General features: G+C 59.4%; 22 protein-coding genes. 4 read left to right on the top strand and 18 right to left on the bottom strand.

All coding sequences use genetic code 11. The features are described 5' to 3' along the window. The first annotated feature begins 57 nt into the window (after window positions 1-57). Window positions 58-426 (top strand): hypothetical protein, encoded by a 369-nt coding sequence (locus V3W40_RS14510; protein ID WP_082463679.1) that lies wholly within the window; start codon window positions 58-60, stop codon window positions 424-426. A gap of 153 nt (window positions 427-579) precedes the next feature. On the opposite strand, the gene V3W40_RS14505 is transcribed toward V3W40_RS14510, so the two are convergent. Further along, on the bottom strand, window positions 580-1,371 hold the full coding sequence (locus V3W40_RS14505; protein ID WP_330215211.1) for a GIY-YIG nuclease family protein: 792 nt from the start codon (window positions 1,369-1,371) through the stop codon (window positions 580-582). Between the two features lie 268 nt (window positions 1,372-1,639). Next, entirely contained in the window at window positions 1,640-2,782 is a 1,143-nt protein-coding gene (locus V3W40_RS14500; protein ID WP_141696537.1) for a hypothetical protein, read from the bottom strand. A 298-nt stretch (window positions 2,783-3,080) separates the two neighbouring features. Here V3W40_RS14500 and V3W40_RS14495 point away from each other — a divergent pair, with 298 nt between their 5' ends. Beyond that, the gene (locus V3W40_RS14495) at window positions 3,081-3,650 is read left to right on the top strand and encodes a hypothetical protein (protein ID WP_065939508.1); all 570 of its coding nucleotides are present in this window, start codon (window positions 3,081-3,083) and stop codon (window positions 3,648-3,650) included. A 63-nt stretch (window positions 3,651-3,713) separates the two neighbouring features. On the opposite strand, the gene V3W40_RS14490 is transcribed toward V3W40_RS14495, so the two are convergent. Then, on the bottom strand, window positions 3,714-6,020 hold the full coding sequence (locus V3W40_RS14490; protein ID WP_330215210.1) for a hypothetical protein: 2,307 nt from the start codon (window positions 6,018-6,020) through the stop codon (window positions 3,714-3,716). 308 nt (window positions 6,021-6,328) lie between these two features. Between V3W40_RS14490 and V3W40_RS14485 the strand changes: the two genes are divergently transcribed. Beyond that, window positions 6,329-7,282: a hypothetical protein gene (locus V3W40_RS14485; protein WP_141696535.1), complete on the top strand. Its 954-nt coding sequence runs from the start codon at window positions 6,329-6,331 to the stop codon at window positions 7,280-7,282. Between the two features lie 525 nt (window positions 7,283-7,807). Next, entirely contained in the window at window positions 7,808-8,545 is a 738-nt protein-coding gene (locus tag V3W40_RS14480) for an EthD domain-containing protein (protein ID WP_065939506.1), read from the top strand. A 44-nt stretch (window positions 8,546-8,589) separates the two neighbouring features. On the opposite strand, the gene V3W40_RS14475 is transcribed toward V3W40_RS14480, so the two are convergent. The 15 genes from V3W40_RS14475 to V3W40_RS14405 form a co-directional block, all read right to left on the bottom strand. Beyond that, on the bottom strand, window positions 8,590-9,723 hold the full coding sequence (locus tag V3W40_RS14475) for an FAD-dependent oxidoreductase (protein ID WP_083221216.1): 1,134 nt from the start codon (window positions 9,721-9,723) through the stop codon (window positions 8,590-8,592). Window positions 9,724-10,038: 315 nt separating this feature from the next. Further along, entirely contained in the window at window positions 10,039-11,508 is a 1,470-nt protein-coding gene (locus V3W40_RS14470) for an NAD-dependent succinate-semialdehyde dehydrogenase (protein ID WP_330215209.1), read from the bottom strand. Window positions 11,509-11,524: 16 nt separating this feature from the next. Beyond that, window positions 11,525-12,541 (bottom strand): dihydrodipicolinate synthase family protein, encoded by a 1,017-nt coding sequence (locus tag V3W40_RS14465; protein WP_065939504.1) that lies wholly within the window; start codon window positions 12,539-12,541, stop codon window positions 11,525-11,527. A 29-nt stretch (window positions 12,542-12,570) separates the two neighbouring features. After that, window positions 12,571-13,581 carry an ornithine cyclodeaminase family protein gene (locus tag V3W40_RS14460; protein WP_065947812.1) on the bottom strand — a complete coding sequence of 337 codons (1,011 nt, stop codon included), beginning with the start codon at window positions 13,579-13,581 and terminating at the stop codon, window positions 12,571-12,573. Between the two features lie 99 nt (window positions 13,582-13,680). After that, window positions 13,681-14,631 (bottom strand): LysR family transcriptional regulator, encoded by a 951-nt coding sequence (locus V3W40_RS14455; RefSeq protein WP_235865574.1) that lies wholly within the window; start codon window positions 14,629-14,631, stop codon window positions 13,681-13,683. Beyond that, window positions 14,628-15,359 carry a FadR/GntR family transcriptional regulator gene (locus V3W40_RS14450; RefSeq protein WP_027603329.1) on the bottom strand — a complete coding sequence of 244 codons (732 nt, stop codon included), beginning with the start codon at window positions 15,357-15,359 and terminating at the stop codon, window positions 14,628-14,630. Before V3W40_RS14450 ends, V3W40_RS14455 begins: the two co-directional genes overlap by 4 nt. Continuing rightward, complete coding sequence (locus V3W40_RS14445; RefSeq protein WP_027603328.1) at window positions 15,356-16,141, bottom strand: cyclase family protein; 786 nt, start codon at window positions 16,139-16,141, stop codon at window positions 15,356-15,358. The genes V3W40_RS14450 and V3W40_RS14445 overlap by 4 nt, the downstream gene beginning before the upstream one ends. Beyond that, window positions 16,128-17,135, bottom strand: a complete 1,008-nt coding sequence (locus V3W40_RS14440; protein ID WP_330215208.1) for an NAD-dependent epimerase/dehydratase family protein — start codon at window positions 17,133-17,135, stop codon at window positions 16,128-16,130. The genes V3W40_RS14445 and V3W40_RS14440 overlap by 14 nt, the downstream gene beginning before the upstream one ends. Then, a complete protein-coding gene (locus V3W40_RS14435; RefSeq protein WP_330215207.1) occupies window positions 17,126-18,118 on the bottom strand; it encodes a fumarylacetoacetate hydrolase family protein in 993 nt (330 codons plus the stop codon). The genes V3W40_RS14440 and V3W40_RS14435 overlap by 10 nt, the downstream gene beginning before the upstream one ends. After that, the gene (locus tag V3W40_RS14430) at window positions 18,115-18,687 is read right to left on the bottom strand and encodes a cupin domain-containing protein (RefSeq protein WP_065939499.1); all 573 of its coding nucleotides are present in this window, start codon (window positions 18,685-18,687) and stop codon (window positions 18,115-18,117) included. Before V3W40_RS14430 ends, V3W40_RS14435 begins: the two co-directional genes overlap by 4 nt. Window positions 18,688-18,750: 63 nt before the next feature. After that, on the bottom strand, window positions 18,751-19,704 hold the full coding sequence (locus V3W40_RS14425) for a PDR/VanB family oxidoreductase (RefSeq protein WP_330215206.1): 954 nt from the start codon (window positions 19,702-19,704) through the stop codon (window positions 18,751-18,753). After that, on the bottom strand, window positions 19,704-20,747 hold the full coding sequence (locus tag V3W40_RS14420) for an aromatic ring-hydroxylating dioxygenase subunit alpha (protein WP_330215205.1): 1,044 nt from the start codon (window positions 20,745-20,747) through the stop codon (window positions 19,704-19,706). The genes V3W40_RS14425 and V3W40_RS14420 overlap by 1 nt, the downstream gene beginning before the upstream one ends. Further along, a complete protein-coding gene (locus V3W40_RS14415; RefSeq protein ID WP_065939496.1) occupies window positions 20,744-21,817 on the bottom strand; it encodes an aromatic ring-hydroxylating dioxygenase subunit alpha in 1,074 nt (357 codons plus the stop codon). The genes V3W40_RS14420 and V3W40_RS14415 overlap by 4 nt, the downstream gene beginning before the upstream one ends. A gap of 48 nt (window positions 21,818-21,865) precedes the next feature. Next, a complete protein-coding gene (locus V3W40_RS14410) occupies window positions 21,866-23,068 on the bottom strand; it encodes an MFS transporter (protein WP_330215204.1) in 1,203 nt (400 codons plus the stop codon). A gap of 126 nt (window positions 23,069-23,194) precedes the next feature. Next, window positions 23,195-25,729 (bottom strand): efflux RND transporter permease subunit, encoded by a 2,535-nt coding sequence (locus V3W40_RS14405; protein WP_330215203.1) that lies wholly within the window; start codon window positions 25,727-25,729, stop codon window positions 23,195-23,197. Window positions 25,730-25,733 lie beyond the last annotated feature (4 nt).

Genomic DNA, 25,733 nt, shown 5'->3' with positions numbered 1-25,733 from the left:
CGCTGATGTCTCTACGCTGATCGATCTGGTGAAAGCACACCACTAAAAGGAGCAGTCATGTTGGTAGTTGCCGTTGATCGAGATAGCGTTCATGCGGGAGATGATCTGGAAAGTCATGCAATATCGATCACATTCGATCAATCAGCAACACTGCGCACCTTGATCGAAGTGATACAAGATATGGACTACCTACCTCGTATCAGTGGAGGCAAGGCCACTTGGGTTGTTTATTCATCTGGCAAACCATTAGGTGTTTTAGCCCAGCAATGGCCAGAACCTAAATTGGTCGTGCGCCCCGAGAGCATCGTGGATCAATATTTCGGAAATATCGAGCCTCGCCTACTTTTCAGATATTGGTGTCAGGCAGATCCAGATGAGGTCTTTTCGGATGCCCAGGCCGGAAATGAACTGCCATCACGATTTTAGGATGGGCAGGAGGCATTGCTTTAAATCAATGCGAGATTACTGCTGTGGGTCGAGAGCCGCCTCCCGTGAACGACTGCTTTTGGCCGTTAGCTGCCGATCCCGACTGTTCGCTCACGGGCGATTCTGTTGAAAAAGTCCCCCCGTCCGCAGAGATTATGGAACAGAGGGTGGGATTTCGCCGACGCCATGCCCCACCAGTAACTTGAGCGTTGCCTCGGGGTCAACGCTCCACCATGGGCCACCCCGCACATGCTGCCACCCTACTCTACGCATCAGACTTACCGTAGCCTTGGCGGCGAAACTCGCGGCCTCCGACTCGGCGACTATTCCCAAAGATCGGACGCTTAAAACCTCAACAGGTCTATACATCGTGGTCCATTCCGAACCTTTGCCCGCAAAGTGACGACGAATGCGTGCGACCGGGTTACTGCTGTAGCCTACAAAATACCGGTCCCCCTCCAGCAGTAACACGAACAGCGAGTACTCCCCGCCATTGCCCAACTCTGCGGGGCCGACAACATCGCAGGGTGGTTGTCCTGCGGCCATCGCGGACGCGACGCTGTTGAAGGCTTCCATGCCAGGCATTGCACCTACCACGTCATGGTGACCATGACTGATCAGGGCCTTGACGGTGAGCTCATGGCTCAAATTAGTAAAGAAACCGCCTCGAACATTCTGATACCCATGGATGCGCATCAGCGCGAGAACTGCTTCGTTCTCCGCCAACTCCCCGGTCCTGTAGTCAATCTCTCCCAAGTCGACCCGACGTACTTCGCGCACGGGTGGATGGAGGCGTGTCCATTGAGATCCCGTGCCACTGAAATGCTTTTTAATGCGACGGTTTGAATCCTTTGCCTGCCCCACGTAAAACTTTCCGTTAGCAAGTTCCAAGACATACAGTTGGCGAGCGGCGAGCTCCAGTTTCCAGTCCATAGTCAGATCCATACCAATGTCAAGTCCGTAACATATGCACGAGTCGCTGATGTTGCCATCACCAACCGGCGCGACGACAGCGATATATCGCATCGCTTAGCGCAATCGCATTTCGCGAAGAGCAGCTTTAGAATCGATAGTTGCCGTTCATTAATGTTCCCTCTTGGTCAGATTCAGTAGCGTGCAAACACTGAACATTGGCCAGGCATCGCAACATCCGCGACACGGTACGCGGGAAGGACATTTCGTTTCGTTACAGGATGGTCATCCTGCAAATTTCCTACTCAAACGTTCCCATCTGCGGCAACCGCTGCAAAAGCGAATTACTTAGCGCATCACGCAGTCCTGTCGGGATGCTCGGTGGTCCCTGCCGAAAAATCGGGCTCACCATCTGCCCGTCAAACTCATTGAGAATGGTGTCGATGATCTCATCTGGTACCTTTGTCATATCGTATTGAACGATGGGCGTGGTGCCAGGAAACAATGTGTGTATTGCCATGAGTTGCGCCAGCTCGGCCAGCTTCAGTTCATGTGTCGCGACAAAGGCGATTTCGACATGGCCACCATTCACTGGCGGCTTCAATAGCAGTTCTGGCGTTCTCAGCAGCAACAAGTCCCACGCGGTAGCGGAAATATTTCTGAGCGCCTTTTTACGTGAGGTGTTCTCCTTGATTCCGAGCAGAGAGCCTGCTTGCCCGCTGAAGTAATGCAAAGCCAACTGGCTTTCCCGCGCAAGCGAGACATTTACCGTAGAGCTGATAAACCGCTGATAAGCAATATACTGGTCTGCTGCCGAGGCGCCTCGCATTTCAAATTCCCGTAACAGAACCATCTTCAGCAATGCTATCTCGGTGACTTCAACTGTCTCCAGAGCCTTACGCTGGGTGTGGGTTGCGATAAATGAATGCACATGCCGCTCGGCAATCTCATCAAGGGAATCTACGCCCTCCTTCGCAAGATAATGCGCGACGGCGGCCGGGAGCAGGCGGACGTTACCTGTCGCCAGAAAATAACCGGTGTCCATGGCTAGAAACCGATAAAGCAACCGTAAGCGCCGTGTGGCATGAAGTATGAAATTTGCGCGCGTTGATTTTGCATACTGCTCGACCAAAAAGAAGCCCGCGTTGATATCCCAGCCTTCGCGCGAGACAAACTCAATAAAGCCTCGCATGCCATCTTCTATCTCAGCACCAGACATCAGCGCTGCGATGCCGTCCAACAAATTGGAATCGACCACGACCCTGGCACAGGCCGGATAACTCAACTCGCCCTCTTCCCGGTACTGTTGGTTAATTAGGTAAGGTTGTTTACCGCCGAACTGATCGATCAACATGACGGGCTTATTGACACCAAAAATCTTCGTGCCGCGTAGCCAAGGCGAATCAATTGGGGAATCTTTCACCAGCCACTGGAATGCCGTCACGATGCTGCCCTCCATTTCCAAGAACTTTTTTTAATAACTACATTCCGAGGCTTGTGCAGCGCGAAATGAGCAACGATTAACTCGACACTTTGTCCATAAGGATGTCCATCCTAAACCCTTTCCGCGCTATCTCGCATGGCTGTGTGGATCATACAGGGAGTCTGGGTGACGGTCCGCTTGAGGTATGCGCTGTCACTCGTCAAGTTCGCCCTCCGCCTCGCCCCGCTACGGGGCAGCAGCCTAGAATCCCAGCCTGGCGCCGGCCATAATGAAGGTCCAATAATGCGTAGGCGCGATCATGAAAACAGCTCTAGGAATAGGACTAGCGCTACTGCTGGTGGTGACAACCTTTACGGCGCTCGGCCTCTTTGAAAAAAATCATATGCTGGTCTTCGGCCTACTCCTTGCGGTGGTCTCAGGCCTCGTAACCATCGCCCTGGCCGCCACGGCGAAAATCCAAGCGCTGCGCGCGACCTTTGAACCCACACCCTCGGTCGCGCAGAATAAGTCGCACTCTTTCAGCAACACCACAGCGATGCACCACTACCCTAGCGAGGAGCTCCGTGAACTGGCATCGCTACGCCAGGACTTACGCACGCTGCAGGATCTGCACGGTAATGCCGTGTTTGAGATTGCCGCACTGAAAACGCACATGCGCCTGTGCTTCGACAATATCCGCTACCACGAGCAAATCACCCTCCCCCACGCGCTGGCGGGTCAGGCCAGCGCGATTATTGTTGCAACGCTGTTGACGCTCGTGGGCACAGCCTTGTGCGCTCTGCCCGATATTGCCTATGCGCTGGCTAAGGCCGTCAATGTAGTGGTTGTTGACGGCTGGCAACACCTCAGTCATTGGCGCGCCGGCTGAACGCTCGACTACAGTGTGCTGATTCACGCCACCCCGGAATACCGGCCCATGGGATACACGGTCTCAACCCGGGAACACGATGGCAGTGAAGCTGTAGGGCTGCTGCCACGTTTCGATCATGCGCCCCACGACAACGCAGCGGGCTTTGCCAGTCTGCGCCAGTATGTCCTGAGCGAACTGACCAGCCACTTCATTACGCGTACTGGAGAGCATGCGCGGAAAGACGTAGAACGCCACCACGCTATCGCTGTAGGGCGCCGGCAAGACAGCGAGCCCTCGCGGCTGCTTGGGATCATGCGGGTTCACCGCAACATCCTGTTTAAGCGCCAGTAGCTCGTCGTCCAGGCTGTCGCCAGCGTGGAAAGCGATGTCCAGCAACGCCAGACTGACTGTCGTCCAGCCGTGACGGCCACGACGCTGCGCCTCTAGAATCATATAGCGCAGCGTGTCGGGTAACAGCAGCGTTGGCTTTGGCAGACTTACTCCGGCATCACGGCTGGTGTAATAGCGGTCAACGGGCTCGGACAGGCCGGAGATGGCAAACAGTGCGTCAGTCCGCGCGACTTCCCCCATGCCAAAGGCGGTTTGCAGATAGAATCCGAGGTAGTCCAGTTCATCGCCTAGCAGCCCCGTCCAGCGCTGGACAGATCCGCGATTAGCCAAATAGTGGAGGATGTATGCCGGCTCCTCCAAGACTTCTAAAATGCAGCCAAGGTCGGCGAGATTCACCGTCGGAGCAAGCTCGAGATCCAGCGGCACCCAACCTGCCTCCTTCAGCTCCGCTTCGCAACTAGCGAGAATGGAAAAGTCCTCCAGTGTCACCGACAGCCGAATCACCTGATCGATTACCCTGGCGTCAATCCCTAGGGATGTAACAACCTGTTGACTGAGCTCATCACCACGCTTGGCAGCGTCAATCACCTGCGCCAGCCGATCTGATTGAACGGCCGGCTCGACCAGCAATTCCTGCACATGGCGTTTAACTCGGTCTGGCGCCCCGCGCAGACCCTGTGCGCTCAAAGCTCCAGACTTCGCTTCAACAATCAGCACCGTACGATCGAGGATCAGCAGTACATCCGTCTCGTAGCGATCTACCCCCACCGCCCACTTGACTCCCGCCTGCAGCCGGGCGGAAGGAAATGCCCCTCGCAGCAGATCGGTTACTTGCGCTTCCAGGTACTCGGCCCGTGTCCGGGCCATTTTGTTCCTGACGGCCGGGGTGAGGTCTCCCAACAGCGAACGCATTACGCTATGAATATGACTGAACACTAACTGGGGCATGGGGAAGAAGTACTCAAGTCCGGTACTGATACAGGGTGCAGACCAGATCGGATTACCCATGAAGAAATGGGGGATGTCGTCGGCGCTTAAGCTCCCAGGTTCCCGCGACAAGCGTTCCAACACCCGTACCACGACGCCTCGATCACGGCCGGTGGCGTGTGCGATGCCTTCGGAGTCCACGATGGCCAGCTTGAGCAGTTGAAAATCGGCGTGAGACATTATCCAACCGGCCAACTGCTCGCGGCTTACGGTTTCCGGGATTTGGCGCAGAAACGCCTCAGGATCGCCTTCGACAAAGTCAGGCTCGCGAAAAAAAGCGTGGACCATTTCAGCATGGGTTTGGCAACGGATAATCGCGCCCAATCGCCGCAGACGTTCTGATGCGCGCTGCTCGACATCCACGAGCAAGGCCTTAGCCACCTCGATCACGTCGGTCGCGCCGAATCCGTAGGCAGCGGTAAGGTCGCCGTCCAACGCGCCGTATAGCTCGCGGGCAATGCGTAACACGGCACCATGGTAGCCCCAATTCCTGACGAACTGGGTATGCCCGCGCAAGCGCTCCTGGAGCACCAACGCGGCGCGTTCATTCACCTCCTTCGCCTCGGACAGTGAGGTGTACCGGGCATGGTAAAACGCGTCTGCTAGGGCTTTCAGGCGCTCGATTAACTGCTGAATCTCGTCGGGTTCAGCCGGGCGCTGCCCCCACTGATCCTGACGCAACGTCAGGATCAAGGCTTGCAGCAATTCGACATGCGGCTGCCCGATGCCCGACATTAGACTGCGTTGAGCTACGCCCTCGGCACTGACCGGTGCCTGCAGCCCGTAATGGGCGAGGACCGCCAGCAGGTGCGGGGGATAGCAGCGCTGCAGCAACGCACAAATGTCACTGCACAGTACAGGCAATTGCCGTTGGCTCTCGATCCCGTTTGCCACCAGTTGCGCTTGCAGCTCATCACGATCCATCGAACTGTAGGGGTGAATCGTCCATCCTCCAGCGGGCAACGCCGACGCATCATTCATGAGGTTCTCTTCCATTTTCCGTATCGTCGATGGCAACTTAGCCGAACGGGTCACCAGGTAGTTTTGCACACCGTGCCGTCCGGTCAACGCTCCGTTGTGAGAGCGAGACATGAAACATGTTTGGAGAGATGAAGTCAGGCGCGCCAATGCTGGAGTCAGAACCTAAAAGGCAAAGCCCGGCAGCATCAGCGATTTGCGAAGAGGATGGAGTCTCAACGATAAAGTTAAAAGGTGGACAAGGGATAGCCAATTGCCATTCCTAGTAATTCGACCATACTCAGATGCCATAGGAATGAAGCATAGGAATTTGACCGCCCCCTCAAGGGCTCCACTAATCCAGCATCTGACGAACGCAATCTATTCGCAAGGAGCAGACTTTGAAGGCATTTTTTCCTATGGTAGCCACCATGCTCCTCAGCGGCCTTGCACCGCTTGCGTCCGCTGAAGAAGTCGAGTCTTGTGGAGATATTCTTAGGTATGCGTCCCGGGATGTCCGTCACGACGTATCCTTCTCTGACCAAAGGAAGTACTACTACCAAAACGTGTGCAAAATGGCCGGTTCGGGATTTGGGATTGACTACAAAGACGCCTCATCCGCGCTCGGTTTTTCTTACTCTTCGAAAGATGAGTACTGCAAAGCAGAACAGTCGCTCAATACAAACACCAACTACAACCAAGCCGATTCAAGTTTAGTGGTTCGCAGTTCTTTGGATGCTTACGTTGCTTGTCGTGCACTTAGTGCTAAAGGCGTTGCTACGTCAATATCCATGCCGCCGGGCGAGACGCCCACTGTTTTTTCCATAAGCGTGAAGCGTCTGAGTTCATTACCGCAATCCGTTGACTCTTTGGCCATTGACCCTGAGGCGGTTTCTTGTAGTTCACAAAATAACGGCCAAGTGCAGTCCTATGACAAAGCGTTTAATGTTGTCGGGTTTCAGCTTCCACAAAGCGAAGCACAGTGGTCGCTCCTTTGCACGAGAAAGGCTGCGGTCAATTCAAATGGTAATCGGACATATGGCTCTGTCCAACTCATTCTTACGACCTCGTCAGGAGCGCTTCCTATCTCACTGCCGCAAGCCGGATATGCCTCTGGAGCCTGGGCAACAGAGCTTCAGGGTGAAACAGCAGCCATCTCGAAGAAGCTAACCTCTGTTGAGACAAGCCTGGCTGCGCAGAAGCTGATCGCGCAATGTAGTGGTGATGGTTGGCTCCCTCGACCTGCGGCGCCTGCCTGCCCTTCTGGATTCAAGGACAGTGGGCAATTCACTCACTCCGCACCTGGAGGCCCGCATGGGTTTGGTGGAAATTGCCGTATATGCTTGGGGAATTAAACGCCCCAAGCGCCAATTTGCTCACTAATATGAGGCCATATGAGCATTTTCTTGATGGTCCAGGCAGGCATACTGAACGTGTTGAAATAGCGGACCAGATGGGCTTTCATTTTCGTTTTTATGCAATTTTGCGGACAGCACCATGCCATATTCCAAAGCTGAGTGCTGTTGGCTTAACCAGTGTATACCCAACACTGACGGTCTCGTCCAAGAAGCGATGTTCCCCGATATGCAGGCATGAAGGGCTATTGCAAAGCTTATAGGCGATGCAGAGTACGCTCACTACATGCTCTGCCTTCAGAGCTCTCTCACTTCACACCAAACGCTCAAAGCCGAAGCCGAAGCCGACTCAAGGCTGGTCAAGCATGTTATTGCGTGATACCAGCCAGTAGAAATACTGATTGGTTTGCAGGGCCACTCTGACTCTATATTTTGGTGTTGAAAAACAACTAGATGAATAACACCCGCACAAAATGCATTTAAGGTCCAAGACCAGTCAACCCTGCCAAAAACGAGAACGCGCCCATGATTAAAATCCTAGCCGCTGTACGCAGAAAACCAGGAATGACGCATGCTGAGTTTTTAAACTATGTAGAGCACACCCACGGAGAAATCGCTAAAGCCAAACCGTTAGGCGTCAAACGGTACGTGCAAAACCATGTCATCGACGCGGCTTTCGGGGTCGACGCCGACAATGCCTATGCACAGTCCTTCCACAAAGACTCCATTACGGAGCTGTTTTTTGAAGACGTGCCAGGTTTGATTCGCACCTTCAGCGATCCCTATACCCAGCAAACCGTCGGCCCAGATGCAAAGAACTTCGCTGACCTTTCCGAGCAGCTCGCTCAATTGATGGACGAAGAAATAGAGACCTCCAACGTCGCTAAAGCCCCCCTCCAGTGGAAGGCGATGATCCTGCTGAAGAAGAATCCCGCGATGGCGCTCGATCGTTTTTTCGAAGCTTGGGACGCAGCTCACGAGAGCATTACCCGCGAACAGCCCGACTTCCAGAACGCCCTACGCCGGTATGTTCGCTCCCGGTATCTGCCCGAGGGTGACAAGGTGACGGCCTATTTCGGGCCAAACATCGCCGTATACGAAGGCGCCTCTAGCCTGTGGTTTGAAAATGAAGCGGATTTTTCGACCTTTCGGCAGTATCAGCGAGCGCTGTTTCAAAAACTTGCCGAGGACGGCGTGGCGCTGACGTCGGCGTCTTTTTTCGCTTACGTCAAAGAGGTCGTTATTTTCGATCACTGCTCCTAACGACCAGAAGCGCGACCCTTCTCATCCAGCAGGGTCGCAATCAATCAGATAGGCTCAGCCAGCGTCGCAGTGGACTCACGCATGATCTGCGCATGCTCTTCCTTGTCCCCGCCACTTTTCTCTATCTCGCACAGACGCGCGGAGTTCTCGACCACGAGTTGGCAACGCTCCCAGCGCCGCGTTTCGAACCGGCTCAGGGCCGTCTGTAGATTGCTATTGCCGAGCAACTCTTCGGCAAGCACGATGGCGCTCTCAATACCGATGCCAGCCCCGGAAGCCAGGTGCGGTGTGGTGGCATGCACCGTGTCTCCGATCAGCACGATTCGGCCCTTGTGCCAGGGCAACGGCACCAACAGATTGGACAGCGGACGATAGTCGATATTGGCGTCCGCCTCGTACAGTTGCGGCACCAGCGTTTGCAGGATCGGAGCTGGGAACTCACTCAACAGGCGCGCCATTTCACCCGGCCAACTGGCCGGGTCGATCCACTCGGAAAACTCGCGGCTTTCCATGAGGAACATGTACATGTGCGTTTCGGAGATTGGATTGACGCCAACCTTGGTGCTACCCAGCCAATGAGTGGGGCGCACGATTTCCGGCGGACGCTTCAGCACCGCGCGCCAGACGCTCTGATGAATGGGTTTTGGCGAGGGTGCTTCCGGGAAAAACTCCTTTCGCGTGCGCGAATGCACGCCGTCAGCGGCGACGACCAGGTCATAGCGTTCAGTGGTCCCGTCGGTGAAAGACACATCAATGCCATCATCATGCTCGATGACGCTGTCGTAGGTGATGCCCAGGCGCACACGGGTCCCCACTTCCCGCGTCCTGTCGGCAAATATTCGAGCCAGTACCGGGCGCAGGATGCCGCCACCACAGGGAATCGGCTTATCGCTGACCGGCGGTCGAAGCGCCAATTGCACGATCAGGTCGCCCACCGGTGAAAACACATCGAAATTGGTCGACAGGTACCCTTCCCCGGCGACCCTTTCCAAAATCCCAACCGTATCAAGCGCTCGCAGCGTGGGCCCACTGAGCGTAATCCCCGCTCCCAAAGGACACCACAATGGATCGATTTCGACGAGGTCCACTTCGACGCCCTGGCGGGCGAGCTGGATAGCCGCGGTCATACCGGAGAACCCTCCCCCGATCACCAGGACCTTGTTGACTGCTGCAATCATCACGCTCTCCTAATTATTCTTATTCACTCGGGCAGACATTGCATGGCGCACCAACGAGCGCTGCGGCGTCATTGCGTCAATGCCGCAGCAACATGGAATGCCGACGAAAAATGCCGGATCAGCCACGAGACTATCGAATCGGCTATCAGGGCTGAAATCGCTTTGCACAATCCGAGGTATCGCTGGCGGCGATGGGTCTCGCAGGTAAGCCGGGGGCATTGCTCGGAGTGCCTGCCTTTGCGGCAGAACAAATACAAAAGCCGATGAACGACGGCTCACACGAACCGCCGTCCACCGGCCTTTAACGACGGTTGTTTACACGCTTTCCAAGCCATCCCAGCAGAGGTATTTAACCTCTAGGAACTCGTCTATTCCCAGGTGAGATCCCTCTCGCCCAAGACCGCTCTGCTTCACGCCACCGAAAGGTGCGACCTCATTTGAAATCAAGCCACAGTTGATGCCCACCATGCCCGACTCGATGCGCGCGGCGTTGCGCCAGATACGCGCCGCGTCACGGCTGAACAGATACGCGGCCAGGCCAAACTCGCTGTCGTTGGCCATGGCAATGGCTTGGTCATCCGTGTCGAAACGCACCAGCGGCATGACCGGGCCGAAGATCTCCTCACGAGCAACCCGCATCCCATGGGTCACATCAGCCAACAAGGTGGGCTCGAAAAAACACCCGCCCAGCGCATGGGGCTTGCCGCCAGACAGCAGTCGAGCGCCTTGGGCCAGCGCATCATCAACCAGCGCCTGGGATTTTCGTACCGCCGCGTCATCGATCAACGGCCCGACTTGTACACCCGGCTCCAGGCCATTGCCCAGCTTCAGGCGTGCCATGCGCTCGACGATGCGTTCGGCCAGTGCGTCATAAACCGCGGACTGCACCAGCACCCGATTCGCGCCGATACAGGACTGTCCACCATTGCGAAACTTGGCCAACATCACCCCGTCAGCCGCAGCATCCAGATCAGCATCATCGAAGACAATGAACGGGGCGTTGCCGCCCAACTCCATGGAGCATTTCTTGACCGTCTGCGCCGCTTGCGCCAGCAGCAGCCGGCCCACTTCCGTGGACCCGGTGAACGTGAGCTTGCGCACCAACGGGTTGGCCGTGAGTTCACCGGCAATATCGCGCGTGTCATTGCCGGTGATCACACTGAACACACCCGCCGGCACTCCCGCGCGCAGGGCGAGTTCGGCGAGTGCCAGCGCGGTCAGCGGTGTCTGGCTGGCCGGTTTCACCACCATCGTGCAACCGGCCGCGAGGGCCGGAGCGGCCTTGCGTGTAATCATCGCAGCGGGGAAATTCCAGGGCGTGATCGCCGCGCAGACGCCGATGGGTTCGCGCAGGACCACGATGCGCTGAGTGTCCTTTACGCCCGGAATCAGATCACCGCGCACCCGTGTGGCTTCCTCGCCAAACCAGCGCACAAAAGACGCCGCGTAATCGACTTCACCCCGCGCCTCCTCCAGTGGCTTGCCCTCCTCCAGGGTAATCAGCGTGGCAAGGTCCTCCCGATGTTCAACCATCAACTCATACCAGCGGCGCAACACCTCGCCACGGCGTTTGGCCGTCAGGCGACGCCATGGGCCAAAGGCCTCATTCGCCGCGTCGATGGCGTGCCGAACTTCAGTTTCACGACAACGCGGCAACTCGGCCAGCACCGTTTGGTCAACCGGATTACGCAGCGTGTAGTGACCGTGCGGCGTCTCGCTCAGCCACTCACCGGCGATATAGGCACCGTCACGCCACAGTGTGGGATCTTTAAGTAAATGCTTCACTGTGCAACCCTCCTGATCAGCACGGATGACGCCCGATCATGAAGGCGCTGTCAGGATCCGAAGTCACCGGCAACCCCGACGCAACCAACCCTTGACGCAGCGACTTCATGAAGCGATCCGGCACGCGCATCGCCGGGGCACGCAGTGGGCCGCCGTTGAAGCCGGCGAGCCAGTCCTGGTATTTCCACATCGTGCGATTGAGCACACCAGTGCCGCCGGCATAGCTTTGCGCGGCGGCGCCGTTGGCGCTGCGTGCCGGATTGACCTTCCAGTACAGTTCCATCGCCTCTTCAAAGCGGCCCGTGCGTGCCAGTTCGAAAGCTTTCGGGTAGTAGTCGCTCATCCAGGCGGTGTTGCTGGTGCCGGAAAACTGCAACTTCATCAGGCTCATCAAGGGGATTGCGTCGCCTTCGATCGGGCAACTGATCACCACCTGATCACGGAAGTGGTAATACATCTCGCAAATGCCCGCCGGCAGCGGGAACCCTTGCTCGGACTTGATGGCCGCGATATTCGGGCAATCAGCCAACAGCCGACTGACCAACTCCAAGGACATCCCTGCCGGATGCACGCGCTCAAAGCCCCAGAGCGGAATCGGGAAGAGCATGACGGCGAGGTCCGTCGCGTCACAGAACGACTTGGTGTAGTCGTAGATTTCCTGCTCGCAGGTCGGCCAGAACTGTGGTGGATAGGAGAGTAGGACGATGTCCGCACCGGCATTCTCGGCGAGCTTCACCGCCTCGATATTCTCGGCAAGCGTGCCAAAGGCCGCATGGAAAAACAGGATCAGGTCTTTCCCTGACTCACGGGCCCAGGCAGTGAACTGGGCATTCTCCTGGATAGAAATCGCCAGCTCGCTGCACAGCAACGTAGCACTGTAGCCCAGGCCAACCGTATGTTCGATGTCGTGGCGTATGCCACGCTCATTGAGACGCTTCAAATCAGCACTGAAACTTGGGATGGTGACAGCCGAGCAGCCCACCAGGTTTTCCCGCGCCCAGGCACGGGCATCCGCTTTCTTGTATGTGGCCATGATGATGTTCCTTTGCACAGTGAAGGGAGTTATTTCGAGACAGGGACAATGCTGGCGGGCAACTCGATGCCGAGGCCTTGTTGCCGGGCGCGCTCGTACAGCGCTTGGGCGATGACGACGTCCTGCAGCGCCGAGCCAACAGACTTGTAGAGAACGATGTCGCTTGCGTGCTGGCGCGGTATGACACGGCCCGCGACGAGGTCCGACAGCGCGACCAATTTGTCGGCGACATAAACGCCGGCACTGATCGCCGCAATGGCGTCACCGGTATCGTGAAGCACCTCTTGCGGCATATCGGCGACGATGCAGACGGCTCGCTCCATCGTGACCGGGTCAACTTCCCGTTGCTCAGGCAAGGTGGAACCCAACGACACAACCGTGGCCCCCGGGCAAAGCCAGGCGCCTTGCAGGACCGGAGATTCGTCACGACTGCGGGCGGCACAAATCACCACGTCGCAATCCTGCACAGCTTCTTGCGCGCTGTTCACCGCTTGGATCTCCAGCCCTGGCCTGAAGCTCTCGGCAAAACGCTCGCGGCTAGCGGGCGTTGGACTGAATACCCGGACATGCGCCACATCGCGCACGGACTTGAGGCAGTCCAATGCGCCACGGGCCTCAAACCCCGAGCCAATCACCCCCACCCGCAGCGCGCGCTTGGGCGCCAGTAAATCGACTGCCAGCGCAGCGGTTGCCGCGGTGCGCAAACCCGTCACCCGGTTGCCGTCGATCAGGGCACTGAGCGCCATGGTTTTCTGATCGAACAACGCAATCAGGTAGCTGGCGCAGCGCGCCCGCATGGAGGCTGCGATCAACTTGCAGCCCATATGGCCGCCAGCCGGAGGTACGGCAGTCAAACTGCGCAGCCAGATGCCATCGCCCCGGGCCATGGAGCGAGGCGGCACCATGGCATCCGATGCAGGGCGTGCATACGCCTCGGCGAGCGCGGCGACGGCGGTGCTCCAGTCGGCGAGCGAGGCCACATCGGCGTCACTGAGAAAAAGCGTCGGGGCAATGACTTGGAGTTCTTGGGCGTGATGCATGGCGCAAACCTCGCAATCGGGGATCAGTCGTTGGTTGACTGACACCCTACGAGGCGCGCCCCCCACCGAATACTGCTGGGGATGCAAAGCAGCTATCGCTTAAATCGATGGCATGGACAGATTGCAAATCAGCCGTCGCACTTCACGGGAAGCACGGGTCAAGGGGCGCCGGGGCGATTCGACCAGCACGACAAAGCGCTCCAACACGGGCTCTATAATGCGCGATGAAATAAGTCGTTGATCCAGTGAGCCCGGCAACACCGAGGCAATCGCATAGCCTCCGCCTGCCGCGACGACTTCGTACTGGAGCTGGACCGAGTCGGCTTCCACGGCCACGCACAGTTCCACGCCTTGCTCCGCAGCCAAATGATCGAGCCTGGCCCTCAGCAGATGCGGCCGCCCAGGCACGACCAATGGCAACCCAGATAGATTTTCCAGCGCAATATCTCGATTTCCGAGCAGAGGATCGGCGACGGGTCCTACCAGGTGCAGCGGTAGCCTGGCCAACAGATGAGCTTGGCCGACGCTCGCCTCGCTCTCGCGCAGCACCAGCGCCATATCCAGACGACCATCGTGCAACTGCTCTTCGAGTTGAGCACTGGCGCCCTCGATCAGGTGCAATCTCACCCCGGGCATCTGCGCGCGCACCGCAGAAAAGAGCGTCCCCGCAAACCGGCGCACCGCGGAAGGCAACATGCCCACAACTACCTCCCCCACCGGCTTTCCACGCAGGTTGCGAATGTCATCGACAAGGCTTTCAGCGTTCGCCAGAAGATCCGATATACAGGGCAGCAACTGCTCGCCAAATTCGGTCAGAACCACCCCACGTCCGTTGCGATGGAACAGGCGTTCGCCACATTGCGATTCGAGCAGGGCAATATTGCGACTCACCATGGACTGCGGCATGTCCAGTAGTACGGCCGCTTTGCTGAGACTGCCAGCCGCCACGACCCGGACGAACAAAGTCCAGCGGGGATCGATGATGGTGAGCGCCGTGGCAGTAGGCTGCGTGGCCATGTCCGGCACCGGGTAGCTCTGGTTCTCCGTCATGTCATCAACTCTTGGCGGGCCTGGTGCAAGTATTCGCGACTGTCCTGGAGATGCAGGCGCATCGCGGCACGCGCACACTCAGTGTCCTGATGGAAGATCGCCTGGTAAATCTGCTCGTGCTCGCTTTGCATGCGCTGTTCGTAATGCAAAGGCTCATCGTGAAACAGACGCGCAGAATCCAGTCGGCTGCGGGGGATGATGACCTCGCCCAGGTTGAGCAGTGTGCTGGCGATGTAGGGGTTGCCGGTCGCCTGGGCAATGCCCAAATGGAATTGAAAATCCAACGCCGCCCGATCATTGACGCTGACATCCGGCTGCCCGAGCTGATCGAGAAGTGCCCGCAACCCCGTCAACTGATCCGTGTTGCGTCGCTGGGCCGCGAGCCCGGCGGCTTCGACCTCAAGACCGATCCGAAACTCCATGATCGCCAGCGAATCGGTGATGAGACCGATCGTCTCCGGGTCGATGAAGGCCCCCAACGACAGGGCGCTACCGCATACAAAGGTCCCTATGCCGTGGCGTGTCTCGACCATTCCCCCGGCCTGTAGACGCGACATGGCCTCGCGCACCACGGTCCTGCTGACGCCATGCTCCAGCATCAGGGCCGACTCGGTGGGCAACTGTTCACCGCCACGCAGCCGTCCCTCGATAATGTGCTCCGACAGCAGCGCCTCGAGCCCCTGGGACAGGCTAGCGCGCTTTTTCCCACCGGCAGCCGGCACGCTCATTCCTCGAAAATCGCTACGGCGCGGACGAAACCGGCCGAAGCGTGCCTGATCTTGTAGGGGAAGCAGGACACCTGGAAACCATGGGCCGGCAGGCATTCCAGGTTGGCCAGCTTCTCCATCTGGCCGTAACCGATGTCGCGTCCGGCCTTGTGCCCTTCCCAGATGATCGAGGCGTCGCCTGTGGCGGCGAAGCGTTCGCGTGTGTACTTGAACGGCGCGTCCCAGCTCCAGGCATCGGTGCCCACCACGCGCACGCCGCGTTCCAACAAGTACAACGTGGCCTCACGGCCGATGCCAACCCCGGCGTCCAGGTACCCAGGCTGGCCAAACAGCGCGCCGGCACGGGTATTGACCAGGACAATGTCCAGCGGCCGTAGAACATGGCCAATACGCTCCAGCTCTGCTTGCACTTGGGCAGCGCTGACCACATGGCCATCCGGCAAATGACGAAAGTCCAGTTTGACGCCGGGTTGCAGGCACCAGTCCAGCGGCAACTCGTCGATGCCAAACGCCGGCTTGCCACCGTCCGTGGTCGAGGCGTAGTGCCAAGGGGCGTCCATGTGCGTACCGCTGTGCGTGGTGATCTGCAGGCGCTCGGCCGCCCAGGATTCGTCGCCAGGCAGTTGCGCCTTGGACAGGCCGGGAAACATCGCGGCCATCTCCGGCCAGCCTTGCTGATGGTCCATGTAGTCGATTTTCGGCAGCAACGGCGGTGGATCGGTGTAGGGGTTGTTGTCCAGGGTGACGGACAGGTCCACCAGGCGGCGTTTAGCTGTTTGCATGATCAGTCACTCCAAGCGCCACCCGTCCACGCATACGACGCGCCGGGGCAGCAGCGTTCAAACTGTTTCGTATCAAGGCGCCGGCAGAGCCGTCATGGCGAAAGCCAAGGGCGCGGGCCAGAGGGGTTTTCATTGCAGGGAAGTTGCCGAACAACGCTTGCAGCCCGGCATCCGGCGCGAAGCTGATCAGCGCGCGGCGTTCCTGGCCGTAGGCTGCGGCCAGGGCATCGATGACCTGGGCAATGGACAGGTGCAACAGCGGCAGTTGCCAGACACGTGACGCGCCGAGCTCGGCCGCCGGCAATTCGGCGGCCCGCAGCAGGTTATCCACGCAACACCGCACGGACATCCACCACACCTGCGCCTGCGGCGACACCGGGCAGCAATACGGTTCACCTTGAGCGAAGGCGTAAAGTAGATCGCTCATGAACGCCGAGCGCAGCCCATTGGGTTCACGTGGACGGGCTACGATGCCGGGCAGGCGCACGGCACGACCGTCCACCTCGCCCCGTCGGGCAAGGTCATTGATCGCCATTTCCACCATTGCCTTGTGCGCACCGTAACTCAACTGCGGGTGCGGCACGGCACGCTCATCCATGCGAGCCGGCAGGTCGCCGCCGTACACCGCCACGCTGCTGGCATACACCAGCACCGGCGTACCAGGCTGCTCGCGCAACTGGTCAAGCAACTCCAGGCTTGCCAGCAGGTTGACCTGATAGCCCAGTGAATAGTGCTGCTCGGCCGCGCCACCCGGGATGCTGACCAAGTGAAAGACCACATCGATGCCATCGGCCAAGGCCCGGCGCAATAACGCGGCGTCGGTGACACTGCCGCAATGCCGGCGCAGGCGCTTATCCTCAGCAAACCCCACCAATTCCTTGTCCAGTAATATCAACGCGCTGATCGACCGGCCTCGCAACTCATTGGTTTGGAGCAATCGTTTCACCAACGCCCGGCCGACAAAACCATTGGCCCCGGTAATCATTACGCGCATGGGAGGCCTCCGCGCACGATGCACTGGTCTATCGCCCCGAACACCGACTGCCCTTGCAGATCGAAGACCTCCATGCGCACGCGGTCGCCAAAGCGCATGAAGGACGTCTGTGGCGCGCCGTGCTCAATCATCTCAACGGCACGACGCTCGGCGATGCAGGCCGCGCCCACCGTGGGATCGGCATTGGAAACGGTGCCGGAACCGATCACGCAGCCGGCCCTGAGTCGCCGGGTCAGCGCCGCATGGGCGATCAATTGATGAAAGCCGAAATGCATGGCGCCACCGTGGGCATGACCGAACCACTGGCCATTCCATTCGACCCTCAGCGGCAAGTGCACACGCCCGTCGCGCCAGGCCTCGCCCAACTCGTCGGGGGTGATCGCCACCGGGGCAAAACTTGACGAGGATTTGGCCTGGATAAAACCGAAGCCGGTCTTCATTTCCCGAGGGGCGAGCGCACGTAAGCTGACATCGTTGACTTGCACGATGAGCCGGATATGGTCGGCGGCCTCTTGCGCCGAGCAGCCCATGGGGACCTCATCGACCATTACCGCGAACTCACCTTCGAAATCGATACCATGGGTTTCACTAGGCAGCACAATGTCATCGCGAGCGCCGAGAAAATCATCGCCAGAGCCCTGGTACATCAGCGGCGTGTGTTCAACGCCTTCGATCGGATCCAGCGCAAACGCCTTCTGCATCCGCTCGCCATGACTGAGGAAAGACGAGGCGTCCAGCCACTGCCAGGCACGTGGCAAGGGCGCGGCGGCTTGCCCCGGATCAAAGGCGAAGGCACCGGCCAGCGTGCCTTCGTTCAAGGCGTCATACCGCAAGCGCAAGGCCGTTTCGACGTTCGACCAATGCTCGAGGGCGGCCTGCAGCGTCGTGGCGATATCGCTGGCCTCCACCGCCCAGGCCAGGTCGCGCGACACGACCAAGAGGCGACCGTCGCGGCTGTGATCTTTCAGGGTGCTGAGCTTCATGCCGGTTCTCCTTGCAGCTCGGGGGCGAAGCGGCCATCGAGCAGCACGAACAACATGCGCGCCATCTGCTCGGTGCGATTGCTCCAAGCGTGGTTGGTGCCGCGCTGCACGACGATGTCACCGCGCTTGAGATGCACTTCCTCGCCATCGAGCACCAGCCACACCTCCCCCTCCGTGACCACGCCGTAATCGAGCGTTTCGGTGCGGTGCATCAGCTTGTGTTTGGAATCCGCCTGCCCCGTGCCGGCATGGGCCTGGCCAATTTCGACAAAGGCCGCCGCGGCATCCTCGGCGCTGATTTGGTTCTGCATGCTGTCGGGCGGGATATCCACCACGCGAATGACGCTGCCCAGGGGTGCCGGACTCAATTGAAGCGGCTTGCGGGTGGGGTCGTCGCCGTTATCCAGCACGGCCGGGCTGGCGCCACTGCTCCAGATCTCATGGAAGACCGTGCCAGGCACGGCCTTGAGCGGGAAGCTATTGGGCGTCGGTCCGCTGAGCGCGACCACCGCCTGGCCCTGGGCATCGTGCCCGGTGACCACGCGTTTGAAACCAGGAAGTTGTTGCATGTCCGACTCCTCAATCAGTTGGCGAAACACCGCAGCGGGTAAAGATGGATGCATGGAAAAATCTTAAAGATCGAGCACCAGCCGCGCGCTCCTGGCGCGCGAGCAACACGGCGTGAACTGGTCGTTGCGGGCTCGCTCGACATCGGTCAAGAACATGTCACGATGCTCTGGCTCGCCTTCCAGCACGCGCGTGATGCAGGTGCCACAGATGCCCTGCTCGCAAGACAACGGGATCTCGATGCCGGCCTCCGACAGCACCTGGGCAACGCTGAGCGCGGCCGGCACTTGGAAACACTGTCCGGTGCTCGCCAGTTGCACTTCGAACCCGCCCGCCTCACCCGCCGGGGCAGCGGCGGCGGTAAAGTACTCACGGTGCAGTCGCGCCTCGGCCCAGCCCTGCTCGCGAGCCGTGCCGAGCACGTGTTCCATGAAACCGTTGGGGCCACAGACGTACAGGTGACGGTCGGCGGCTGGCCCGGATAAAACCCGAGCGGCGTCGAGACGCTGGGCATCCTCGCCATCGTCCACATGAACCTGCACACACTTGGCAAACGTCGAATGGCGCAGGTACTCGATAAAGGCCATGCGCCCGACCGAGCGACCGCAATAGTGCAGCTCGAAAGGCGCCCCGATCCGCGCCAGGCGCTCGGCCATGCAGAGAATCGGCGTGATGCCGATACCGCCGGCGAACAGCACGCTGTGCCCCGCCCCATGCTCAAGCGGGAACAGATTGCGTGGCTCGCTGATGCGCAGCCGGCTGCCTTCGTGCACTTGCTGGTGCATGGCCTGCGAACCGCCGCGAGACGCTGGGTCGAGCAACACTCCCAGCAGGTAGCGGTGGCGTTCTTCCGGGTGATTGCACAGCGAGTACTGGCGCACCAGGCCATTGGGCAGGTGCACGTCGATATGCGAGCCAGCGCTGAAGGCAGGCAGCATGGAATTTTCGACCGGGGCCAGTTCGAAGCTGTAGATGCCCTCGGCTTCGAGGCGCTTGCGAGTGACGATGACTTCAATCATCACTGGGCACCCGCAGGCTGTTCGGCAGCAATCATGCGGTCGAGGACACGCCGCGCCCGGACCGCTCCTGCATCACCAATCAGCAGGACCGGCTTCAAGTCCCAGAACGATGCAGCGCCCATCATGCGCTGCTGCGCCTCGAGCATTGGCAAGTCTTCATCGGCAAAGGGCCGGCTGATCGCGGCCGCCTGCTCATCAGCGAATCTCTCGACAAATTCGCCCATTACCTTGGGGAAACAGACTGAGAACCAGTAGTGAGTCGTGGTCTCGGTCTCTGGAGTGAACAGATGCGGAATCGGTGTGGAAACGCCCTTATCCCTGGGGAGCCCGGTCGCCACGGCGCCGGAAAACAGCAACATGTTCGCCGGAGCATCCCAACGCACATCGATCCAACGGTCCACCGGTGTGCCCTGAGGAATGTTCCAGGCGGTGTAGAGAAACTCCGGCATGATTTCCGCAACCGTCTGGCGGTTGGACCAAACGGTGTTGCCCTCCTCTTGCACGCTGGTCAACGCGCTCTTGACGCCATCGCCACCCAGCGTAGACGGGTGCAAGAATTCGATATGACTCAGGTCCATGATGTTGTCGGTTTCCAGCACGTAGTTGGCTCTGGCGTGCAGGTAGCGTTTGCCGACATACCAACGGTCTTCATCCATGCAACTGAAATCCGGAATCAGCGTCGCATCGGCCAGTTGTGCATCGCCCATCCAGATCCACAGCAGGCTGTAGCGTTCAACCAGCGGGTAGGCCTTGACCTTTGCCGCCTTGGGAATTGCACCATCACCATGAGGGTTATGCACACAGGTGCCGCTGCCATCGAATTCCAGGCCGTGGTACGGACAACGCACCGCATCGCCTTTGAGGATGCCCATGCCCAGGGGCGCGAAACGGTGGGGACAGCGATCGGCAATGGCTTGGGCATTACCTTGGGTGTCGCGAAAAAACACCACGGGTTCATTGAGCAAGGTTCGTTGGAACAACTCGCCAGCCTTGATCTCGTTTCCCCAGGCGGCCGCGTACCAGACGTTGCGTAGAAAGCTCATCGCAGTTCCTCTTTTTCATAGTTTGATGACCGACTGGCTTGCGTCTCCGCTCGCTCGGCTTCCATCAATCGACGCAGAACACGTCGACAGCGCACGGCCCCTGCATCGACTGGCAGCAACACAGGGTTGAGGCCAAGCAGTTCAACCTCACCAATCTGGCGCTGTTGAGCCTCGACCATGGGTTTGTCTTCACCGGCGAAAATACCGATCAACATCTCCTGGACGAAGGCATTCAACTGCGCATTGTCCTGCTCGAAACTGCGCGTGTTGGCAAAGAAATAATGGGTGTTGGCCGCGTCCTGCGGCGTCATCAGATGCAGGTTCCATGTCACTGGTCCCTCGGCCCTGGGGCGCCCTGGCGCCGTGGCGCCACTGCCGAGCAGCATCAGGCCGGGGGCGTGCCAGATGACTTCGGCCCAGACGTCTGCCCGACTCGGATCTTCAAGGTGAGCGCCGAAAGCCGGCGGGGGCACATCGTCCGGCGCCCACCAACTGATGCGTACGCGATCGTTGGGCAATTCCTCGATGGTGGCTCGGGTGTGTGACAACGCCCCGCCACCGAGCGTATCCGGGTGCAGGAAATCAACATGGCTCAGGTCCATGATGTTGTCGGACAGCAACTCGTAGTGCGCACGGGTCGGCAAATACCCATGCCCTTTGGCATGGGTGGGCGCCTGCTCGAAAAAGGAAAAATCAGGAATCAAGGCATCGCTGGCCAGGTGACGATCGCCCGGCCAGACCCAGATCGCCCCGTGGCGCTCAACGGCCGCGAAACCGCGAACACAGGCGGCCTTGGGGATGTTTCCTTCGCCATGGGGATTGTGCGTGCATTGGCCACTGCCATCGAAACGCAGGCCGTGGTACGGGCACTGGACGCTGTCGCCGACAACCTTGCCCATGTGCAGCGGGGCAAAACGGTGCGGGCAACGATCGGCGAGCGCCTGGATCACACCGTGGCTATCGCGAAAGAACACAATGGGTTGCTCGACGATGGTTCTGCCCAGCATGCCACCTTGCGCCAGCTCGTCTGCCCATCCAGCGATGTACCAGGTGTTGAGCAAATAACTCATGATGTTCTCCTCGTTGTTCTTATTTTTATGAAACGTCGAATGGGCAGGTCAGTGCTCAGGGTCTGCGACAACCGCAGTAGTAAAAGCAGCCCCGCTGCCTCGCAACCGAAGACAGGCCAGGGCTACCACCAGCTGAACGCCCGCGACGATGCCCAGTGCGGCTGGCAAGGCGCCGATTACCCCGCCGGTGATCGCCAGCACCACCAGCGGGCTGGCGAACTCACCGGCGAAGAACATCGCCGTGAAGCCGCCGGCCGCGCGGCCGCGCTGCTGGAAGTCGACCTGGCTCATGATCCAGGTGAGCAGGGTTGGCATCATCAGGCCGATGCCCAGGCCGTTGATCAGGACGGCGATCACCACCAGCCCATGACTGTCGGCTACCGCCAGCAGCCCGCCACCCATCCCGGCCGCGACGAAGGCCAGGAGCATCTGCCGGTGCGCCGGCACACCACTGAACAGACGGAAACTCAGGGCGCCAACCAGCACGCCGAATTGACTGGCGCCCATGGTCAAGCCGATCTGCTGAGCGCCTTCAACGTGCAATAGGTTGAGTAGATAACCGACTTGTACCGGCACGATGAACAGGCTCAAGCCCGCCAGGAAAGACAAGCCATACAACGGTGCCAAGGTGCGCCAGGGGAATGCCCTGCTCATCGCCTTCTTCTCGATGGCCGCATGCCCGCGCGGCTCCCAGAGCAACCAGGCCATCAGCGGCAGCAACACCAGCCCCAGCCCATACAGGGCAAACGGGGTACGCCAGCCGTGCTCGCCGAGCACACCACCGACGGCAATGAAGATCGCCGCCGACAACGACGTCGCGACCATTTGCAGGGCGAACATGCGTTCACGTCGTGCGCCGCTGTAGTAGTCACCCATCATCGTTGTGCAGCAGGTCATGATCGCCGCTTCGGCCACGCCGATGCCGGCGCGGCTGATGACGATGACCTGCAGCGACTCCAGCCACAACGGCAGCACGCCACAGACGGTGTAGAGCACCATCGCACCGATCAGCAACGTCTTGCGCCCCAGCCGGTCGGCGATGATCCCTGCCACGGATGCCAACAGCGCAATCATCAACGCCGGCAGCGTCAGGGCGATGGGCACCAGCACGGCCACACCCGGTGTGTCGGCGAAGTGTTCCTGCATACGCGGCAGGACGGGGGCCAGCAGCACCGCACCGAGCACTGGCAGGCAACTGCCGAGCAACAGCAACAAGGATTGCGGTAGCCGCGCCTGGCGTTCAACGTTCATCGCGCACCTCCGCAGGTTGCGCCGCGCAAAATGCCATACCGAAGGCGCTCAGGCCGGCGATGACGTCAAGCCATAGAGACTGCTGGAACAGAGATGCACGAGACATGGGAAAGTCCTTTCTTGTTGTTATGACGTGACAGGGTCAGCAGCCGCTGTCGTCGTTTGATCGTGTCCCGACGTCAGGCGCAGTGAGTGGTGCTTCACACAGGCCCCCTCCTCGGCTACGGCCGGCATTAGCGGCAAGCTCAATGGGTGGCTGGGTCTGGCCTCGGCCGACCCCGCGCTCACCCGCTTGCTCGGCAACAGGAAGTGAGCCAGGGCTGGCAATAGAACCAGCGCACCGACCATGTTCCAGACGAACATGAAGGCCAGCAGCACGCCCATATCAGCCTGGAACTTGATTGGCGAAAACATCCAGGTGGCCACGCCGATCGCCAAGGTCACGCCAGTCAGCATCACCACCTTGCCGGTGGACAGCAGTGCCCGGTAATACGACTCAGACAAGCTTGTACCCTGGCGCATATGACCGAGCAGGATGCTCATCACGTACAGCGCGTAGTCGACGCCGATGCCCACGCCGAGGGCAATCACCGGCAGGGTCGCGACCTTGACGCCGATGTTCAGCCAGACCATCAGCGCCTCACAGAGGATCGATGTGAGCATCAGCGGAATCACCGCGCAAATCGTGGCGCGCCAGGAACGGAAGGTGATCAGGCACAGCAGGATCACCGCGCCGTAGACCCAGAACAGCATTTCGCGGTTGGCCTGCCTGACGACGATGTTGGTCGCGGCCTCGATCCCGGCATTGCCAGCGGCCAGGAGGAACTGGACGTCATCGGTATTGTTCGCCGCGGCGAATTGCTCGACGTGATCCACCAGGCGGCTCAAGGTTTGCGCCTTGTGGTCGGAGAGGTAGACGTACAGTGTCAGCAGGCTGCAGTCTTCGTTGTACAAACCGCGCGGTGCCCCGGCGGTGACCATGTTGAGCATCGCCTGGTTGTTCTGCAGCTCATACCATTTCGGGCTGCCTTCGCTCAGGCCCACCAGCATGCGGCGGTTGAGCAACGCCAGGGAATTGGTCGAATCGACACCCGGCAAGGTGCGCAACTGCCAGTCGAGGGCATCGACCTTGTTCAGGATGTCATAGCGCGAACAGGCGCTGGCGGGTGTCTTGATCATGACCGCGAACAGATCGCTGCTGGCGCCGTAATGCCGGGTCAGGAATGCATCATCCTGGTTGTAGCGCGAGTCGGCCCGCAGCTCAGGCGCGCCCGCATCCAGGTCACCGACTTTCAATTGCAGGCTGACGATGAAGCCGAGCGTCGCCAGCGCCAGGCTCAGGGCGATGCACAGCGCCGCCCACCGGCGCTGGGTGAACAGGTCGAGGAAGCGCCAGAATCCGTGGCGATTGTGGCCGGCCAGTTCGGCGTGCTCGCTTTTCAGGCTCAGTTGCGCCGCACGGCGGCTGACCCCCACATAAGAAAGCAATATCGGCAGCAGGATCAAATTGGTGAAAATCAGCACCGCCACGCCGATACTGGCAATCATCGCCAGGTCCTGGATCACCTGGATCTTGATGATCATCAGCACCGCGAAACCGACCGCATCACACAGCAGCGCGGTGAGGCCGGCGAGAAACAAGCGGCGGAAGGTGAAGCGTGCGGCGACCACCCGGTGCATGCCGCGCCCGATATCCTGCATGATGCCGTTCATCTTCTGTGCGCCGTGGCTCATGCCAATGGCAAACACCAGGAACGGCACCAGCACCGAATAGGGGTCCAGTTGATAATTGAGCAGCGGCAGCAAGCCGAGCTGCCAAACCACCGCCACCAATGAGCAGAACACCACCAACAGAGTGCTACGAATGCAGCGGGTGTACCAATAAAGCACCACCGTGGTGATCAGGATCGCCACGGCGAAGAACATCAGGATTTGCCGTAGGCCGGCAATCAGGTCACCGACTTTCTTGGCGAAACCGGTGATGCGGATGTCGATGCTGTCGCTCTGGTATTGGCTGCGCAATGATTCCAACTGTTGCGACAGTTGGCTGTAGTCCAAGGGTTTGCCGTCCGGGGTGCGCTGCAGCAGCGGTACCTGGATGATGCTCGAAGCCTGGTCGAACGCCACCAACTGGCCGATTTCGTTGGACAGCTGCACGTTGCGCCGCAATGCCGCAAGGCTCGCTGCGCCGCCATCGTAGTTATCCGGAATGACCGGCCCACCCTCCAGGCCCGCCTCGGTCACCGCCACCCAGCGCGTGGCCGGCGTCCAGAGCGATTTCATGTACGCACGGTCGACACCGGGCAGCAGGTAGATCTTGTCGCTCAACGCCTGCAGGGTCTTGAGGTAGGCGCTGTCATAGATGTCGCCCCGCTTGTTGACCACTGCAATGCGCACCGCATTCCCCAGCCCGCTCAACTCCTGCTGGTGCTCAAGGTAGTTGGCGATATAGGGCTGATGGGTGGGAATCATTTTTTCGAAGCTGGCATTGAGCTCGACACGACTGGACTGCCACCCCAGCACCAGCGTGGTCGCCAGGCACAGCAGCAACACCCACAGACGATGGTTGAACAATGCTCGTTCGAGCAGCGAGCCGGAGCGTGGATCAAAGTCATCGAACGTACTTGCACGAGACGGGGAAAAATTATCAGGGGACGTCATAACC

Origin of the sequence: Pseudomonas sp. AM8 (assembly GCF_036346475.1) — a bacterium.
GTDB lineage: Bacteria > Pseudomonadota > Gammaproteobacteria > Pseudomonadales > Pseudomonadaceae > Aquipseudomonas > Aquipseudomonas marginalis.
Note: the sequence above shows the minus strand (reverse complement) of the source record. Positions and strands in the feature narration are given on the sequence as shown.

What these genes read in the sequence shown, in the direction of transcription:
- V3W40_RS14510 (WP_082463679.1), top strand. Translation starts at nt 58, where the DNA reads ATGTTGGTAGTTGCCGTTGATCGAGATAGCGTTCATGCGGGAGATGAT.
- V3W40_RS14505 (WP_330215211.1), bottom strand. Translation starts at nt 1,371, where the DNA reads ATGGATCTGACTATGGACTGGAAACTGGAGCTCGCCGCTCGCCAACTG.
- V3W40_RS14495 (WP_065939508.1), top strand. Translation starts at nt 3,081, where the DNA reads ATGAAAACAGCTCTAGGAATAGGACTAGCGCTACTGCTGGTGGTGACA.
- V3W40_RS14480 (WP_065939506.1), top strand. Translation starts at nt 7,808, where the DNA reads ATGATTAAAATCCTAGCCGCTGTACGCAGAAAACCAGGAATGACGCAT.
- V3W40_RS14475 (WP_083221216.1), bottom strand. Translation starts at nt 9,723, where the DNA reads ATGATTGCAGCAGTCAACAAGGTCCTGGTGATCGGGGGAGGGTTCTCC.
- V3W40_RS14465 (WP_065939504.1), bottom strand. Translation starts at nt 12,541, where the DNA reads ATGGCCACATACAAGAAAGCGGATGCCCGTGCCTGGGCGCGGGAAAAC.
- V3W40_RS14460 (WP_065947812.1), bottom strand. Translation starts at nt 13,581, where the DNA reads ATGCATCACGCCCAAGAACTCCAAGTCATTGCCCCGACGCTTTTTCTC.
- V3W40_RS14455 (WP_235865574.1), bottom strand. Translation starts at nt 14,631, where the DNA reads ATGACGGAGAACCAGAGCTACCCGGTGCCGGACATGGCCACGCAGCCT.
- V3W40_RS14450 (WP_027603329.1), bottom strand. Translation starts at nt 15,359, where the DNA reads ATGAGCGTGCCGGCTGCCGGTGGGAAAAAGCGCGCTAGCCTGTCCCAG.
- V3W40_RS14445 (WP_027603328.1), bottom strand. Translation starts at nt 16,141, where the DNA reads ATGCAAACAGCTAAACGCCGCCTGGTGGACCTGTCCGTCACCCTGGAC.
- V3W40_RS14440 (WP_330215208.1), bottom strand. Translation starts at nt 17,135, where the DNA reads ATGCGCGTAATGATTACCGGGGCCAATGGTTTTGTCGGCCGGGCGTTG.
- V3W40_RS14435 (WP_330215207.1), bottom strand. Translation starts at nt 18,118, where the DNA reads ATGAAGCTCAGCACCCTGAAAGATCACAGCCGCGACGGTCGCCTCTTG.
- V3W40_RS14430 (WP_065939499.1), bottom strand. Translation starts at nt 18,687, where the DNA reads ATGCAACAACTTCCTGGTTTCAAACGCGTGGTCACCGGGCACGATGCC.
- V3W40_RS14425 (WP_330215206.1), bottom strand. Translation starts at nt 19,704, where the DNA reads ATGATTGAAGTCATCGTCACTCGCAAGCGCCTCGAAGCCGAGGGCATC.
- V3W40_RS14420 (WP_330215205.1), bottom strand. Translation starts at nt 20,747, where the DNA reads ATGAGCTTTCTACGCAACGTCTGGTACGCGGCCGCCTGGGGAAACGAG.
- V3W40_RS14415 (WP_065939496.1), bottom strand. Translation starts at nt 21,817, where the DNA reads ATGAGTTATTTGCTCAACACCTGGTACATCGCTGGATGGGCAGACGAG.
- V3W40_RS14410 (WP_330215204.1), bottom strand. Translation starts at nt 23,068, where the DNA reads ATGAACGTTGAACGCCAGGCGCGGCTACCGCAATCCTTGTTGCTGTTG.
- V3W40_RS14405 (WP_330215203.1), bottom strand. Translation starts at nt 25,729, where the DNA reads ATGACGTCCCCTGATAATTTTTCCCCGTCTCGTGCAAGTACGTTCGAT.